The 16201-nt window shown below is 70.9% G+C and carries 14 protein-coding genes; 12 read left to right on the top strand and 2 right to left on the bottom strand.

What is annotated here, in order from left to right; translation table 11 throughout:
- Nucleotides 1-73 precede the first annotated feature (73 nt).
- Together ABT008_RS16230 and ABT008_RS16235 are read right to left on the bottom strand one after the other, a co-directional pair.
- Nucleotides 74-643: a hypothetical protein gene (locus ABT008_RS16230; protein ID WP_350697021.1), complete on the bottom strand. Its 570-nt coding sequence runs from the start codon at nt 641-643 to the stop codon at nt 74-76.
- Complete coding sequence (locus ABT008_RS16235; RefSeq protein ID WP_350697022.1) at nt 640-2700, bottom strand: hypothetical protein; 2061 nt, start codon at nt 2698-2700, stop codon at nt 640-642. Before ABT008_RS16235 ends, ABT008_RS16230 begins: the two co-directional genes overlap by 4 nt.
- Before the next feature lie 229 nt (nt 2701-2929).
- Here ABT008_RS16235 and ABT008_RS16240 point away from each other — a divergent pair, with 229 nt between their 5' ends.
- From ABT008_RS16240 to ABT008_RS16295, 12 genes are all read left to right on the top strand, one after another.
- Nucleotides 2930-3598, top strand: coding sequence for a hypothetical protein (locus tag ABT008_RS16240; RefSeq protein ID WP_350697023.1), 669 nt, complete (start codon nt 2930-2932; stop codon nt 3596-3598).
- 837 nt (nt 3599-4435) lie between these two features.
- Nucleotides 4436-5734, top strand: a complete 1299-nt coding sequence (locus tag ABT008_RS16245; protein ID WP_350697024.1) for an ATP-grasp domain-containing protein — start codon at nt 4436-4438, stop codon at nt 5732-5734.
- Nucleotides 5731-6558 (top strand): Rossmann-like domain-containing protein, encoded by an 828-nt coding sequence (locus tag ABT008_RS16250; protein ID WP_350697025.1) that lies wholly within the window; start codon nt 5731-5733, stop codon nt 6556-6558. Before ABT008_RS16245 ends, ABT008_RS16250 begins: the two co-directional genes overlap by 4 nt.
- On the top strand, nt 6555-7610 hold the full coding sequence (locus tag ABT008_RS16255; RefSeq protein ID WP_350697026.1) for a PLP-dependent cysteine synthase family protein: 1056 nt from the start codon (nt 6555-6557) through the stop codon (nt 7608-7610). The genes ABT008_RS16250 and ABT008_RS16255 overlap by 4 nt, the downstream gene beginning before the upstream one ends.
- Nucleotides 7607-8635 (top strand): dipeptide epimerase, encoded by a 1029-nt coding sequence (locus ABT008_RS16260; RefSeq protein ID WP_350697027.1) that lies wholly within the window; start codon nt 7607-7609, stop codon nt 8633-8635. Before ABT008_RS16255 ends, ABT008_RS16260 begins: the two co-directional genes overlap by 4 nt.
- Nucleotides 8632-9936, top strand: a complete 1305-nt coding sequence (locus tag ABT008_RS16265; RefSeq protein WP_350697028.1) for an MFS transporter — start codon at nt 8632-8634, stop codon at nt 9934-9936. Before ABT008_RS16260 ends, ABT008_RS16265 begins: the two co-directional genes overlap by 4 nt.
- A 29-nt stretch (nt 9937-9965) precedes the next feature.
- Complete coding sequence (locus ABT008_RS16270; RefSeq protein WP_350697029.1) at nt 9966-11513, top strand: ABC transporter substrate-binding protein; 1548 nt, start codon at nt 9966-9968, stop codon at nt 11511-11513.
- The gene (locus ABT008_RS16275) at nt 11510-12454 is read left to right on the top strand and encodes an ABC transporter permease (RefSeq protein ID WP_350697030.1); all 945 of its coding nucleotides are present in this window, start codon (nt 11510-11512) and stop codon (nt 12452-12454) included. Before ABT008_RS16270 ends, ABT008_RS16275 begins: the two co-directional genes overlap by 4 nt.
- Nucleotides 12451-13284: an ABC transporter permease gene (locus ABT008_RS16280; RefSeq protein WP_350697031.1), complete on the top strand. Its 834-nt coding sequence runs from the start codon at nt 12451-12453 to the stop codon at nt 13282-13284. Before ABT008_RS16275 ends, ABT008_RS16280 begins: the two co-directional genes overlap by 4 nt.
- Nucleotides 13281-14828 (top strand): ABC transporter ATP-binding protein, encoded by a 1548-nt coding sequence (locus ABT008_RS16285; RefSeq protein ID WP_350697032.1) that lies wholly within the window; start codon nt 13281-13283, stop codon nt 14826-14828. The genes ABT008_RS16280 and ABT008_RS16285 overlap by 4 nt, the downstream gene beginning before the upstream one ends.
- Nucleotides 14825-15448, top strand: a complete 624-nt coding sequence (locus ABT008_RS16290) for a GNAT family N-acetyltransferase (RefSeq protein WP_350697033.1) — start codon at nt 14825-14827, stop codon at nt 15446-15448. Before ABT008_RS16285 ends, ABT008_RS16290 begins: the two co-directional genes overlap by 4 nt.
- A gap of 51 nt (nt 15449-15499) precedes the next feature.
- On the top strand, nt 15500-16144 hold the full coding sequence (locus ABT008_RS16295) for a helix-turn-helix domain-containing protein (RefSeq protein ID WP_176093722.1): 645 nt from the start codon (nt 15500-15502) through the stop codon (nt 16142-16144).
- The last annotated feature ends 57 nt before the right edge of the window (nt 16145-16201 follow it).

Here is a 16201-nt window from a genome sequence, read left to right on the forward strand (position 1 = left end):
CTGCGACCCGACCCGCTCTGCACCGAGCAGCGCCACTGATTGATCAAATTCTTAAGGTGTTACTGCTGCTACCTTACGAGAGATTCACATTCGCGGCACGGGCCAGGTTCAGGACATTAGTCGGCGGAGCAAACCCTGCGGGTGGAACGTAGGTGACGTTCACAGCCAGTACTGTCTTGCCCTTCCGGATGAACACCCAGCCGGGAAGCTGGCTAGCCTGTTCACCGAGATCCGGTACCGGGTCCGGGGTAGCCAACGGCGCCACACCCTGGTTAGCGCTTCGGACAATCGAATCGAAAAGGGTTCGCGCATCCTTCTCCGTCGGGGCCTCGAGGATCTCTATCTGAACCTGTGAGCCGATGACGCATCGATCATCCCGTACGCGGAAGCCGTCCGCCTCCACCTGGTCGGTGATGTTCCCCTGCGGTTCGCCCCAGACGGCTCCGGCACGTTCGACATCAGCCTTCGTGACCAGACGGCAGGCCGGGGTAACGAGGCCAGTTTCCGCTGAACCCCACGGAACGACGGATGGGGATGGAGCGGCGACGGAAGCCGGCGCCGCGGGTTCCCCGCGTTCGCTGCACCCGGCAATCGATAGCGTCGACGCCGTCAGCGCAAGGGCTAGGATTAGGTTGCGATTCATCGGATGGGTCGCCAATCGCCGTTTATGAAGTGATAGGTAGTGGAGTCGACACCGGCCGTGGTTTCGAACTTGCTCTGCTCAGGGTGTTCCGCGCCGGTGCCGATGACATGGCCCTCGGGTCCGATTGTCACTGGGAGGTCGGAACCGTCCTTGATCGTCAGGGTCAGCCGCCAAGTGAGGTGAGCCTGCGCGACGTGTGCGCTCATCAGGAAAGTTTCGGTTTCGCCGGGTCCTATTCGGACGTTCATGGTAGCGGGTTCTGGTGATTCTTCCGGATAGAAGACGATACCTCCTGAGTCGAGGTCGACATCAATGATGTGAGGAGGTCGGTTTCCTCCTCTGCTGGGGCAGCTGAGAAGGGTTCCACGCATCGGTTGCAGGAGACCGCTGTCGCGGTGTACCGCCGCGTTGGTGACCCACAATTCCTTCGAGTGCGCCTTTATGGATATGCGAGCGAGGGTCGTATCAGCGTCCACGCCTCCGATGGCAGAAGCGCGGGCCCACAGGTAGCGATTCAGGCACGAGTTGATCCGGTCGGGAGGGTCAGGCACGTCCGTGGGCCGGAGTTCGGTGACGTAGCTGCCACCGGGCTTCGCGTACCGCTCGTTGATTACGAGTGTGTCGACGTTCGCGTCGACGTGTAGCTCGAAGCCGCCGGGTTCACCCCCGGACTGAAGACGATGGGTCAGCGCGCCGATTCCGACACTGGACAAGCAGAGGACCACTGCCGCGGCCGCGATCGACCGCCGTAGAAAAAACCGGCTGACCCGCGTCGGCCGGGGTTGCTCGATGGTAGTCAAGGGAACAGCCGAGCCGGCCGGCTGCTCGCTCTGGTGAACGGGATGAGGCAAGGATTTCCGATGGGAGGGCGTTTGGCCTCGGCCGGGACCGTCCATCAGCTCACCGGCAGCGCGACATGCCAGGCGCCAGTACCATCTCCGCAGGGGCGCCGGGGTCGACGTGCGCGACGCGAGAATGAGACCGTTCGCGCAGAGCGTTAAGCGGTTGAGGTTCTCCCAGGCCCCACTGATGCCACGGCCTCGGAAGCGATGCCGGGCTGCCCTCCGAAACGCTAAAACGATGTTCGTCACGTCCGGTGCCAGCACTCTCGGTGCAGCATCCGGATCGACCAGAAGATCTATCAGCTCCGCTTGCTCGTCGGCATCGGCTTTCATGAGGCGACCGGCAAGTATAGTGAGGCACAGATAGGTCTGATCCAGTGCCAGAGGCCGATCGTTGCGAAAGCGGCTCAAATCTATCAGCCAGAACTTGCCTCGTAGACTAGGGCTCGTGGGAACCATGATGTTCCCCGGATGGAGATCACCATGGATCCGCCCGGCCCAGTTTTGCAGGACCGGCGTGGTTCCGAATTGTGACGCGGTCGAACACAGTGTCCACGGGTTTGCCTGAGGCGCGCGTTCGCCCTCGACTGACAGCCACTCCTCCGCCACGTTCAGGGCCCCGGGTTGCTGCTCTTTCACCATGGCTGCAATCGGACCGTCCGGGCCGAGGCGATAGTCTCCCAGGACCGAACGGATCAGAGTCTTCGCGTCGATGGCGGTAGGCCGCTCCACGTCTCGGTTCCATGTGCCGAGAAGTGCTCCGGCGATGGCCTCAATATTCTCCGGCCAGCGTTGCCAATCCGCCGGATCACGAAGTGCATCAGCCAGAGTCTGCACCCGCGGACTCCCTTCGCCTGCCTCGGCATCTCCAGCGATCCGTTGCAGCAGTAGGGTGCCGCCTTCGCCAACCGCTAGGGGATCTGCGGCCAGTTCGGTCATATGATCGGCCGCGAAATCGCGATTCGAACTCCTTGCCTTCACAAGGCGTTCGGATTCGAACTGTCCGTCCTTGCGGGCAAAACAGCGCTTGGCGATTACTTCGTGATAGCCGCCAGAGGGCCAATCAAGCGCCGCGACGTACACTCGCGCGTCGGTCCCGCCGCTAAGTTCGGCGAGGGGAATGAGGGTGGCGCCGGTGCGGGAGGACCAGGCACGCACGGCCGCTGCCGCCTCCGTGTCGAACGTCGGACCGTCCTCGGTCGCGGACATCGCCATGTTGTCCCCCTACGCTGTAGCATCGATGTGCGAGGTGGTTATCTGGCTCGAGCTCGGGGGTAAGATACTGAACCTGATTCGATCTTCGCGGTTCAGGGTCCACGTCGTCCGATCTGCGCCGCGTTGGGTCCGCCCTGGGTTCACCTGCCGGACATCTGATCAAAAGACCGTGCAGGCGGACATCCGACAGCAACTGACTCGATCTACAGTGGCTAGTAGCGTCATCGGCTTGACCGTGGCTGGGGCGCTCATCGCCCGCAGTGACGACGTCAGTCGATCCGTCGGGGCTGAAACCTACAAGATACTTCTCCAGTTTGTACTCGTCGTCGTGCTGGGCGGCGCCGTCGCACTGATCTACCAGGCCACGAACCGTGACGCCGACCTCCGACTGCTGCAAGCTCGCCGCGAGGAAGAGCGCGCCCTAGTTGTTCGCGAGACGCGTCAGCGGCACCTGCGTGAGTTGATCGAGCAATATCACGTGGTGAAAAGGTCCAGGAGAATGATCCGGGCCCATGCGCTGACCAGCCCTTTCGGCAAACCCGACATTCGGGTAGTGGTCGCCAAGTATGACGAGTTCATGCAGGTTATCCTCGACGCCCAGCTATGGCTCGAGGGATTTGCCCATCTGGTCCGAGCCGACGACGAGATTTTTCCGGCAGACCCCACTCTCATTCGGAATCTACGGTCAGCCGAAGAGTATCTGAGATCTTTAATCGCTGAGTACGAGTCGCTGATGCCGACGATCCGTAATGATACGGAAATCGCGTATTCTGCGTTTCCGAAACTCGCTGAGTTCGTGGGGCCCTACGCTGATTCCGATCATTTCCGCAGTCTTTTCGTTCATCCTATTAATGCCGTGCTTCACCATCTGCGGACGCTCGTCCTCGATGAGCCGTAAGTTCGATTCCCGTAACTACTCACGATCGACGGAGGTCTCCGCTTAGCCGGTTCGGTTGCAGACGGCGTCAGGCGCGGAGCCGGCGGGCCTGGCCGCCGCGCGGCAGGTGCGTTTCTGGCTCGACATGGGTCGTGCCGCTGAGGCGGTCGGCCAGGACCGGCGTGCGGTGCGGATGGGACTGATCCGGCCCACACGCTCGTTGCCAGGCGACTATCGGGGCAGAACGCTTTGGTCAACGGCGCATCGCGCCTGACCGACAGCCGCCTTGTGGAGCATCTGGGCGAACACCGCATTCCGACCGAATTCTGCCCCACTCCAGCGTGCGTACGCGGGCTCGTCGCGTTGTCCAACTATCGTGTCACGACCACGCTCTTCTCAGTCGATGGCCTCAGTCCTGCCACCAACGCACATTATGGCCCGCTCTATATCACGGGCGATATGACGCCGACGATGAAAATGTCCAGTGACGCATCCTCATTTGCCACTGACGGAGCGGGGCCGGCCGCCACCGCAAGAAGACTATCCCCCCAGCCCTCCGCACATTTGGCCGAGGCGGTTCGCGTACCGCCAACCACAGACTCTTGTTTCCCCAGGTCCAGGGACTATCCGTGGTGATATCGGGACCGAACAAGGGATCTCTCCGGGGTAGACCCACTGGGTCGTCCAGGTGCAGCTCGGCGTACAGACCCCGCAGCGCCGTCAGGTCACCCTCGGTCGCCGGTCACCCGACTGTCGTCACGGGCGTCACCCTACCGACACGCCACGCCACCCCTCCTTCCTCCGGCAAATGAAAACCGTTACCATTGCCATCGCCTGTTGCCGAGTGGGGAGGCGCCGATGGCGCACGTGTTGTTGGTGGAGAGCTGGGTCGGGGCGATGAGCCACCTCCTGCCGCGAGCGGTGTTGGAGGCCGGTCACCGGTTCTCGTTCCTGACCCGGGACCTGCACCACTACCTGCGCGGTGCGCCGCCCGGCGGCACACATCCGCTGCTGGCCGCGCAGAACGTGTTGACCGTCGACACCAACGACGTACCCGCGCTGTTGGAGCAGGCCGGGCGGCTGCACGCGGCGTTGCGCTTCGACGGGGTGCTCACCTCGTGCGACTACTACCTGGATACGGTCGCCCAGGTGGCCGCGCATCTCGGGCTGCCCGGTGCGGACCCGGCGGCGGTGCGGCGGGCGTACCGCAAGGATCTGGCCCGGACGGCGATGGCCCGCGCCGGGGTGCCGCAGCCCCGGTTCGCGCTCGCGGACGGCTGGGCGGCCACCGCGCAGGCCGCCCGCGAGCTGGGGTATCCGCTGGTGCTGAAGCCGGTGGACCTGTGCGCCGGCATGTACGTGCGGCAGGTGGCGGACCCGGCCGAGCTGCGCGCCGCGTTCGACGCCCTCGCCGCGTTCCCGGTCAACGCCCGGCGGCAGCCGAGGGTGCCGGTGGTGCTGCTGGAGGAGCTGCTGACCGGGCCGGAGGTGAGCGTGGAGACGGTCACCGTCGACGGCGTGACCACGGTCGTCGGGATCACCGACAAGAGTCTCGGCGGTGCTTCCGGGTTCGTCGAGACCGGCCACATGTTCCCGGCGGTGCTGGACCCGGCGACCCACCGGCGGATCGGCGAGGTGGCGGTGGCCGCCCTGGAGGCGGTCGGGTTGGACCGCGCGGTCGGGCACACCGAGCTGCGGCTGACGCCCACCGGGCCGCGCGTGGTGGAGGTCAACCCCCGGCCCGCCGGAAACCAGATCACCGAGCTGGTGCGCCGGGTCTCCGGCGTGGACCTGCCGATGGTGTACGCGCAGCTCGCGCTCGGCGAACACCCGGACCTCACCCCGGCCGACACCGGCGTACGCAGTGCCGCGATCGCGTTCGTGCTGCCGCCGCGACCCGGTGTCGTGGCCCGGATCGACGGCACCGGGACCTGGTCGACGGAACCCCGGGTGGTCGACTGGTCGGTGAAGCCGGACGGCCACCGAGCCGGGGACGCCAGCAGCAACAACGACTACCTGGGTCACGTGATGGTGGTGGACACCGCCGGTGCCGGTGCGCGGACGATCGCCGACCGGCTGGCGGGGCAGGCCCGGGTCGGATACCTCGACGAGAGCACTTTGGCCGATTCCGACGCCCGGGTCGGGGTCGGGGCGTGACCGCCGCCTCGCCGGCCCGACCAGCGTACCGGTCGATGTCGGCGCTGGTGGAGGCGGTGCGTGCGGGACGGCTCGGGGCCGATCCGGCGCGGGCCACGGTCAGCGTCGGGTTCGTCACCCGGCAGGGCGTGCGGCACGCCTCGCGGGCGCACGGCTACCGCAACCACGTGCTGAGTCTGCGGGTCGACGCGGCGGTCGGGTCGTGCGCGATCGAGCCGGGTGCGCTGCCCGACGAGACCGCGTACGACTGCGTCGGCGCGTCCGTGGCGGAGCTGCTCGCCCACCCGCTGCTGCCGGTGCGGGTGGCCGCGCTGGACGCGTACCTGATGTCGGTGCGTCCGCACGCCGAGGCGGCGGACGCGACGGTCACCGTGCCGGGCGGCGGGTCGCTGGCCAAGTCACGGGCGCGCGCCGAGGCGGTGGTGGACCTGCTGCCCGCGAGCAGCCGCACGGTGCTGGTCGTCGGGGTGGTCAACTCGCTGTTGGAGCGGCTGCGGGCGACCGGTCGCCGGTATCTGCCGTGCGACCTGGCCGGGGGTCGCACCGAGTGGGACGAGCCGCACCTGCCCGACGCGACGGCGGTGCTGGACCGCTGCGACGCGATCCTGGCCTCCGGCATGACGCTCGGCAACGACACGTTCGCGCCGCTGCTGGCGCACGCCGCCGCCGAGCGGAAGCCCTTCGTGGCGTTCGCGCAGACCGGCAGCGCGGTGCTGCCGTGGTTCCTGGGCGCCGGGCTGACCGCCGTGTCGGCCGAGCCGTACCCGTTCTTCTGGCTCGACGGCGGGCCGACGACCCTCTACCGCTACGGGGTGTCCGGGTGAGCGCGCCGCAACTGCTGAACCTGGTCGGACACACCCCGCTGGTGTACGTCGACGCGCCGTTGCCGCACCCGCACGGCGGCTTCTGGGCGAAGGTCGAGTGTGCCGCGCCGGGTGGCATGAAGGCCCGCGCGGCGGTCACCATGCTGGCCGGGGCGCGGCGTCGGGGCGAGTTGCGTGACGGCGCGCCGGTGGTGGAGTCGACGAGCGGCACGTTGGGGATCGGGCTGGCGTTCGCCGGGCACGCCTTCGGGCACCCGGTGGTGCTGGTGGTGGACCGCGAGTTGGAGCCGTCGATGCGGGCGCTGCTGCGCGCGTACGGGGCCCGGCTGGAGGTGGTCGACCGGCCGCATCCGACCGGCGGGTGGCAGCAGGCCCGCCGGGACCGGTTGACCGAGCTGCTCGCGGCGCTGCCGGGGGCGTACTGGCCTGATCAATACCACAACCCCGACAACGTGGCCGGGTACGCGAGCCTCGGTGACGAGATCGCCGCCCAGGTCGACGCGGTGGACGTGCTGGTGTGCAGTGTGGGCACCGGCGGGCACAGCGCCGGGCTGGCGCGGGCGTTGCGGCGGTCCTGGCCCCACCTGCGGCTGATCGGCGTGGACACGGTCGGGTCGACGATCTTCGGTCAGCCGGCCCGTCCCCGGCTGATGCGCGGCCTGGGCAGCAGCATCCATCCGGACAACGTGGACTATCCGGCCTTCGACGAGGTGCACTGGGTCGGTCCGGCGGAGGCAGTAGACAGTTGCCGGCGGTTGGCGCGTACCGGCTTCGTCACCGGCGGGTGGAGCACCGGGGCGGTGGCCCGGGTCGCCGCCTGGGCCTCCCGTACCCGGCCGGACGCCCGGGTGGTGACGGTCTTCCCGGACGGCCCGCACCGCTATCTCGACAGCATCTTCGACGACGGCTGGTGCGCCCGGCACGGGCTGCTCGGCTCGGGCCACGGGTATCCGGTGGAGATCCCGCACCCCGGCGCGGTGGAGGTCACCCGGTGGAGCCGGTGCCGGACGGTGACCGATCCGGTTGCTGACCGGGGGCGGGTGCCGGCATGAGGCTGACCTGGCAGGCGTACCCGCTGGTGCTGCGGGAGCCGCTGCGCATCTCCCGGTCGGTGATGGCCAGTCGGGAGGCGGTGCGGCTGACCGTGACGCACGACGGTGTCACCGGGCACGGCGAGGTTGTCACCAGCCACTATCTCGGACTCGACCGGGCGGCGATCGAGGCGTGTTGCGCCGGGTGGGCGGAGCGGGTGGCCGGCTGCCCGGACCCGGAGACGCTCCGTGGCGAGCTGGGCGCGTACCCGGGGCCGCCGGGGGTACGCGGGGCGCTCGACGCGGCCGTGCACGACCTGCTCGGGCACGCCCGGGGCGTACCCGTGCACCGGCTGGTGGGAGCGCCGCCGCCGACGCCGGTGGCCACCGCGTACACCATCGGGCTGGTGCCGGTGCCGGAGGCGGCGGCGACCGCCCGACGCCTGGTCGCCGCCGGGTTCTCGGTGCTCAAGGTGAAGGCCGGCGACGCGGACGACCTGGCCCGGGTGGCGGCGGTCCGGGCCGCCGCGCCGCACGCCCGGCTGCTACTCGACCCGAACGGCGGCTGGTCCGCCGAACAGGCCGTGCGACAGCTCGACGCGCTCGCGCCGCACAAGCTGGACGCGGTGGAACAGCCCATCCCGCCGGGCCGCCCCGACCTGCTGGCCTGGGTGGGTGCCCGCAGCGGCACGCCCGTGATCGCCGACGAGGACGCCGCCGGTCCGGCCGACCTGGACCGGCTGGCGGGCGCGGTCGCCGGGGTGAACGTGAAGCTGGCCCGGTGCGGCGGCATCACCGCTGCCGGGGACATGATCGAGGCGGCCCGGCAACGGGACCTGGACGTGATGCTCGGCTGCCTGGTGGCCAGTTCGCTCGGCATCGCCCCGGCGGTGCACCTGGCCGGTCTGGCCCGCTGGGTGGACCTGGACGGTCATCTGCTGCTCGCCGACGATCCGTGGACCGGCATCGGCGGTCGGGACGGTGTGCTGCGCCTGTCGGGGGCGGCCGGGCTCGGGGTGGCACCGGCGGCGGAGGCACCCCGGTGAGGGCCACCTGGGCGTCGTGGCGCGGCTTCCCGGTGCCGATCCGGCTGCTGGTGGTCAACCAGCTCGGCGTCAACGTCGGGTTCTACATGCTGCTGCCCTTCCTGGCCGGGTATCTCACCGACCAGATCGGGCTCTCGGCCGCCCTGGTCGGCCTGGTCCTCGGGGTACGCAACCTGAGCCAGCAGGGACTGTTCCTGCTGGGTGGCTCGGCGGCGGACCGGCTCGGCCCGCGCGGGGTGATCATCGTCGGGTGCGGGCTGCGGGCGGTCGGCTTCGCGGTGTTCGCGGTCGGCGGTTCGCTGGCGGCGCTGCTGGTCGCCTCGGTGCTGACCGGTCTGGCCGGTGCCCTGTTCAACCCGGCCGTGCGCGCCTATCTGGCCCAGGCCGCCCCGGACCGGCGGGCCGAGGCGTTCGCCCTGTTCAACGTGTTCGCCAGCGCGGGGGCGCTGATCGGGCCGCTGGTCGGCAGCGCGCTGCTGCTGGTCGACTTCCGGGCGGCGGCGGCCGGGGCCGCGCTGGTGTTCGCCGCGTTGACCGTGGCGCAGGCGCTGGTGCTGCCGGCCCAGCCGGTGACGGCCAGCGGGCAGAGCGTCGGCCGGGACTGGCGGGAGTCGCTGACCGACGGCCGGTTCCTGGCGTTCACGGTGGCGTTGAGCGCGCTCTTCGCGTTGCAGACCCAGCTCTATCTGGTGCTGCCGGTGCAGGCGGAGGCGGTCACCGGCACGCCGCTGGCGGTCGCGGCACTCTTCGTCGTCTCCACCGTGGTCACCGTGGCGGGGCAGGTCCGCATCACCGCGCGGCTGCGTCGCCGTGTCGACCGAGGCACCGCGATCGCCGCCGGGATGGCGATGACCGGTGCCGGGTTCCTGGTGCCGCTGCTGCCGCTGGACGGTCCCCCGGCGGTCCGCGTCCTGCCGGTGCTCGTCACCACGCTGGCGCTGGCGGTGGGGGTGATGGTGGCGCAGCCGTTCGTGCTGGAACTGCTGCCCGGATTCGCCCGCACCGGGCTGACCGGCACCTACTTCGGCGTCTTCTATCTCGCCTCGGGCGTGGTGGCGGCGCTCGCCACCACCGCCGTCGGCGGACTCATGCAGACCGGATCGGACGGCGCGGCCGAGCGGGTCCCGGCCGGGGCGTGGCTGCTCTGCGCCGCCCTCGGACTGGCCTCGGCCGCGGCGGTGCGGGTGCTGCACCGCCGGGACCTGCTCGGCCCCCGACCGGTCGCCGACACCACACCGGACACCGTCCCGGGCGACGCGCGGCTACCCGCCGTCACCCCTCACCGCCCCGGCGCGGCCTGAACACCGCAACACCTTCGAGAGGAAACCCCATGTCGATCCACCTGTCCCGCCGTACGCTGCTCGGCGGCGGGGCCGCCCTGGCCACCGCCCTGCTCACCGGCTGCGGCGGCGACTCCACCGGCGGCCCCGGTGCCGGTGACACCCCGAAACAGGGCGGCCGGTTGCGGGTCGCGTTCGCCGGTGGCGGTGCCACCGAGACGCTCGACCCGCACCTGGCGAACCTGTTCAACGAGGCGTCGCGGGCCAAGGCCATCTTCGACAAGCTGGCCGACTACGGCCCCGACGTGTCGATCCAGCCCCGGCTGGCGCTGAGCTGGGAACCGAACGCGGACCTGACCCGTTGGCGGGTGGCGTTGCGCGAGGCCACCTTCCACGACGGCCGACCGGTACGCGCCGCCGACGTACTGGCCAGCTACGCCCGCATCGTCGACCCGGACCGCGCGTTCCGGGCAAGGGCCAGCCTCGCCCTGATCGACCTGCGGGCCAGCCGGGCGGTGGACGATCGCACCGTCGAGTTCGCCCTGACCCGGCCGTTCGCCGAGTTCGGCAACGTCCTCGCCGCGTTCGGCGCGTACATCGTGCCGGAGGGTGCCGAGTCGTTCGACCGGCCGATCGGCTCCGGCCCGTTCACCGTCAGCAGCTTCACCCCCGGCCGGTCGCTGCTGCTGGCCCGCTACCCGGACTACTGGGAGGGTGCCGCGCACCTCGACGAGTTGGAGTACGTGATCGCCAACGAGGAGTCGGCCCGGATCAACGCCCTGCTCGGCGGGCAGGTCGACTACGCGCACGACGTCAGCCCGACCACCGCGCGGACGCACACCGGCAACGACCGCGTCGCCATCACCCGGATGCCGAACAGCAACCTGCTGGGCTTCACGATGAAGGTGGACCGCCCCCCGTTCGACAACCGGGACCTGCGCGAGGCGATGTTCCTGCTCACCGACCGGGAGCAGCTCGTCGAGACGGTGCTGTCCGGCACCGGGCAGGTCGGCAACGACCTGTTCGGCAAGGGCTTCCAGTACTACGCCGACGACATCCCGCAGCGCACCCGTGACCTCGACCGAGCCCGTGCGCTGGTGGACCGGGCCGGTGCGCGCGGGCTGCGCATCCCGTTGGACACCGCACCGGTCGCCGCCGGTTTCGTGGAGGCCGCCAGCGTCTTCGCCGACCAGGCCCGTCAGGTCGGGCTCACCGTCGAGCCGGTGCAACGCAACAAGGACACCTACTGGCGGGACGTGCTCGACGGCGGGGTGCTGGCCACCTTCCGCAGCGGTGCCATGCCGATCGAGACGCACATCTCGCAGCGGCTACTGACCACCTCCACCACGAACGCCACCCGCTGGATGCGGCCCGAGTTCGACGCGCTCTACGGCACCGCCGTCTCCACCCCCGACGAGGCGGGTCGCCGCCGCGCGTACGGGGACATGCAGCGGATGCTGCACGCCGAGGGTGGGCTGCTGGTGTGGGGGTTCGCCGACTTCCTGGTGGCCACCGCCCCGACGGTGCGCGGAGTGTCCACCGAGGCACCCGCGAACACCCTGGACTGGGCCCGCTTCGACAAGGTGTGGCTGGCTTGAGTCTGACCCGCTACACCGTGCAGCGGCTGCTGCTCGGCGTCGGGCAGGTCGCCGGCATCACCACCGTCGTGTTCGTCCTCACCGAGGCGCTGCCCGGGGACGCGGCCGTGGTGATCGCCGGTGACCATCCCGACCCGGAGCGGATCGCGCTGATCCGCGCGCAGCTCGACCTCGACCAACCGGCCTGGCGACGATTCCTGGACTGGTTGGTCGGGCTGCTGCACGGCGATCTCGGTGCCTCGCTGGTCTCGCAGCGGCCGGTGCTGGACCTGATCGTCGGCGGGGCCGCCGCGACGCTGCTGCTCGCGGTCGCCACGCTGGTGCTGCTGGTGCCGCTCGCCGTCGGGCTCGGCATGCTCGCCGCCCGCCGCGAGGGGGGCCGACTCGACCGGACACTCACCACCCTCGCGGTCGGACTGTACGCGGTGCCCGAGTTCGCCCTGGCCATCCTGTTGGTGGCGGTCTTCGGCGTCCGGCTGGGCTGGTTCCCGCCCACCGCCGTCGGCGCCGACCTGCTCGCCCAGCCGGGTGTGCTGGTGCTGCCGCTGCTGGTGCTGCTGGCCCGGCCGATCTGCTCGATCAGTCGGCTGACCCGCGCCGGCATGGTGGACGCCCTGCGTGCGGAGTACGTCCAGCACGCCCGCCGCCTCGGTCTCTCCACCCGGCGACGGTGGCTGGCGCACGCGCTGCCGACCGCCGCCGCGCCGGTCGTGCAACAGGTCGCCCGCACCACCGACTGGCTGCTCGGCGGCGTCATCGTGGTCGAGGCGGTCTTCGTCATCCCCGGGCTGGGCACCGCCCTGGTCGACGCGGTCGCCGCCCGGGACGTACCCACCATCCAGGGGCTCTGCGTGGTCGTGGCGGTCACCACCGTGGTGGTCAACCTGGTCGCGGACCTGGTGGCGTTCCGGCTCGCGCCGCGTACGGTCGGTGTCCGGTGACGGCCCGGCGGCGGAGACCCCGGACGGTCGTCGGGATCGTGGTGCTCGCCGTGCCGCTGCTGCTCGCGGTCGCCGGACCGGTGCTGGTCGCCGAGTCCGACGCGCGGACCCGACCGTTCGACGGCGCGGGGTTGCTCGGCACCGACTTCGTCGGCCGGGACGTGGTCGGGCAGGTGTTGCTCGGCGGGTGGTCCGTGGTCGCGGTCGCGGTCGCCGCCACCGCCCTGGCCTATCTGCTGGGCGTGCCGCTCGGCCTGGTCGCCGCCCTCACCCGGCACCGTCGGCTCGACGAGGCGCTGATGCGCCCGCTGGACCTGCTGCTCGCCATCCCGTCGTTGCTGCTGCTCATCCTGCTGGCCGCCACCGCGCCACGGGGGCCGCTGACCCTGGTGGTGATCGTCGCGGTGGTCACCCTGCCGGAGGTCGCGCGGATCACCCGCGCCGCCGCGTTGCCGCTGGCCCACGGCACCGTGATGGAGGCGATGCGGCTCTACCGGGAGACCTGGTGGCGGCGGGCGATGGGCTACGTCGCGCGGGGCATCCGCCGGGTCCTGCTCGCCGACGCCGGGGTGCGGTTCATCGGCGCCGTCTACCTCGTCGCGACGGCAAGCTTCCTCGGCATCGGGGTCGCCCCGGACGCCGCCGACTGGGCGGTCATGGTCGACCGCAACCGGGGCGGGATCTTCCTGCAACCGTGGGCGGTCGTCGTACCCGCCGCGCTGCTCGTCGCGCTCGCCGTCGGCGTCAACCTGGTCACCGACGCGCTGTTGACCGGCCGGGAGTCGACGGCGGAACCGGACGGCGCGCGTATCCGGGAGGAGGTCCGATGATCCGGGTCGACGGGCTGGGTGCCGTCGCCGACGGACACCGGCTGCTGCGGGAGGTGTCGTTCGCGGTGCCGGCCGGTGGGGTGCTCGCCGTCGTCGGTCCGTCCGGCAGCGGCAAGTCCACCCTCGGGCGGGCGCTGCTCGGCGAGGTCGGCCCCGGCGTACGCCTCACCGGCCGGGTCGAGATCGACGGTCGCGTGGTCGGTCCCGGGAACCCGGCGCCCGGTGGGCTCGTCGGGTACGTCCCGCAGCAGCCCTCGGCCGCGCTCACCCCGGTGCGCCGCATCGGTCCCGTGCTGCACGAGATCGCCCGCCGACACAGCCCGGTCTCCGGTCGTCGGGCCCGCCGCGTCGCCGTCCGGGAGGCGGTCCGGGCGGTGTTGACCCGGGTGGGGCTGCCCGCCGACGCCGGCACGCTGCGGCGCTATCCGCACCAGCTCTCCGGTGGGCAGCAGCAACGGCTGGTCGTCGCGCACGCCCTGCTGGCCGGGGCCCGCGTCCTGGTCGCCGACGAGCCGACCACCGGGCAGGACGGCCTCAACCGCCGCGAGGTGGCCGCCGAGCTGCACCGCCTGGCCGCCACCGGGGTCACCGTCGTCCTGCTCAGTCACGACCTGCATCTGGTGCGCGCGATCGCCGACGACGCGATCGTCCTGGACCGGGGGGTGGTGGTCGCCGCCGGTCCGTCGCACAGGGTCGTCGGGGAGCCCGCCCGGTCCGCTGCGGCGGCCCGTCCCGCCGCCGGGTCGCCGCAGGTCGAGGCGCTGCTGCGGGCCGAGGGGCTGACCGCGGCGCACCGGGGCGCCACCGTCCTGCACGGCGTCGACGTGACACTGGGCGACGCGCAGTGTGTCGCGCTGATCGGCCGCTCCGGCAGCGGGAAGACCACCCTCGCCCGCTGCCTGGCCGGGTTGCACCGGCCGGGCACCGGCACCGTCACCCTCGACGGCCGACGGCTGGCCGCCTCCCTCGACCGGCGGGACCCGGCCGACCTCGCCGCCGTGCAGTACGTCTTCCAGGACCCCCGGGCCAGCTTCCACCCGTACGCGCCGGTGCTGGCGCAGGTGACCCGGCCCGCCGTACGGCTACGGCGGCAGGGACCCGCCGACGTGCTACCGGCGGCGCGTGCCCTGCTGGAGCAGGTCGGCCTCGACCGGGACCTGGTCACCCGTCGGCCGGACCGGCTCTCCGGGGGCGAACTGCAACGTGCCGCCCTGGTCCGGGCCCTGCTGACCCGGCCGCGTCTGCTCGTCTGCGACGAGATCACCTCCGGGCTGGACGGCGTCAACCGGGACCGGATCCTCACCCTGCTGGACGAGCTGCGGCAGGCGCACCGCCTGGCGTTGCTGGTCATCACGCACGACCCGGAGGTCGTCGTCCGGCTCGCCGACCGCGTCGTCGTGCTCGACCACGGTCGGGTCGTCGAGCACGGTCGGGCCGCCGAGCTCCCCGCCGCTGCCCGGTCGCCGCTGACCCGCGCGCTGCTGGATCCGACGATCACGCTACCCGCAACCACACCCGACACCGAGGAGATGAGCAGGACATGACCGACGAGACGACCGGACCGTACGACATCCGCACCGCCGGGCCAGAGCACCTCGACGGCGCCCGCAGCGTCATGCTCGACACCTTCTATCAGGTCTTCGGGTACGGCTACCAGCCGCGCTGGCACGCCGACGTCATCGACCTGGCCGACACCTACCTGCGCCCGGAGCGGCACGCCCTGTTCGTCGCCACCAAGGGTGACGAGGTGGTCGCCACCACCGCCGTACGCGCCGCCGCACCGAACAGCCCGCCGCATCCGCGCTGGCTGGCGGAGCGCTACCCGGCGGCGAGCACGGCGCAACTGTTCCGGGTCTACGTCCGTCCGGAGCACCGGCGCAACGGGCTCGCCCGGGCCCTCGTGCGGCGGGCCGTCGCGTTCGCCGCCGATCAACCCGACTACCGGGTGGTCTATCTGCACACCGACACCCGGGTGCCCGGTGCGGAGGCGTTCTGGCGCGGGGTGGCCGACCTGGTGCACGACCCGCGCGATGGTGATCCACACGCCTCCCCCACCGTCCACTTCGAGATCCCGCTCCCCGGCCGCAGACCGGCGCACGGGGACCAGATCGCCGCCGATTCGGCACGGTCGGGGGCTTCCCCAAGGGCCACCTCCGTTCGATAGCATCGAACACGGGGGTCGGACGGGTTCCGGCCAGCGCGACAGGAGGTCCCCATGCGGTCCACGGGCAGTCATCCGGTCCCGGAGCAGGCCCGCCCCGACGGCGGGAGCAACGGCCACACCCCGGCCGACCTGGTCGGTGCCCGGATCCGCCAGTACCGCAAGGAACGCGGGCTGACCCTGCGCGGCCTCGCGTCCCGCTCCGGGCTGTCGATCGGCTTCCTGTCCCAGGTCGAGCGCGGCATCTCGTCCATCGGGCTGACCGCGCTCGGCAGCGTGGCCAAGGCGCTGGACCGGACGGTGGGCGACTTCTTCGACGCCAGCACCGCTCCGGTCGGGGGCACCGTCACCACGCTGCCCCACCACTTCTCGCTGACCAGGGCGGAGACCACCGCCACGCAGTACGTCTCGGGTCAGCAGACCTACCGGATGCTCTCCGAACGCGGACCGGACCTGCTGCTCGAACCGATGCTGGTGCACATCGCCCCCGGCGGCCGGCGGGAGAACGCGTACGGCCACGCGGGCGAGGAGTTCGCCTACGTCATCTCCGGCGAGCTGCTCTACGAGGTCAACGGCGTCGAGCACCGGCTGCATCCGGGAGACAGCGTGCACCTGCGCTCCACGGTGCCGCACACGATGTACAACGACACCGACGCGGTGACCACCGTGGTCTCGGTCGTCACACCCCGACTGTTCTGACGGCGGACCGCCCCGGCTTGTTCACTCTGATGAAACAAGCCGGCAACTCCGGGCGGG

The organism is Micromonospora sp. NPDC002389 (assembly GCF_040296095.1).
GTDB lineage: Bacteria > Actinomycetota > Actinomycetes > Mycobacteriales > Micromonosporaceae > Micromonospora.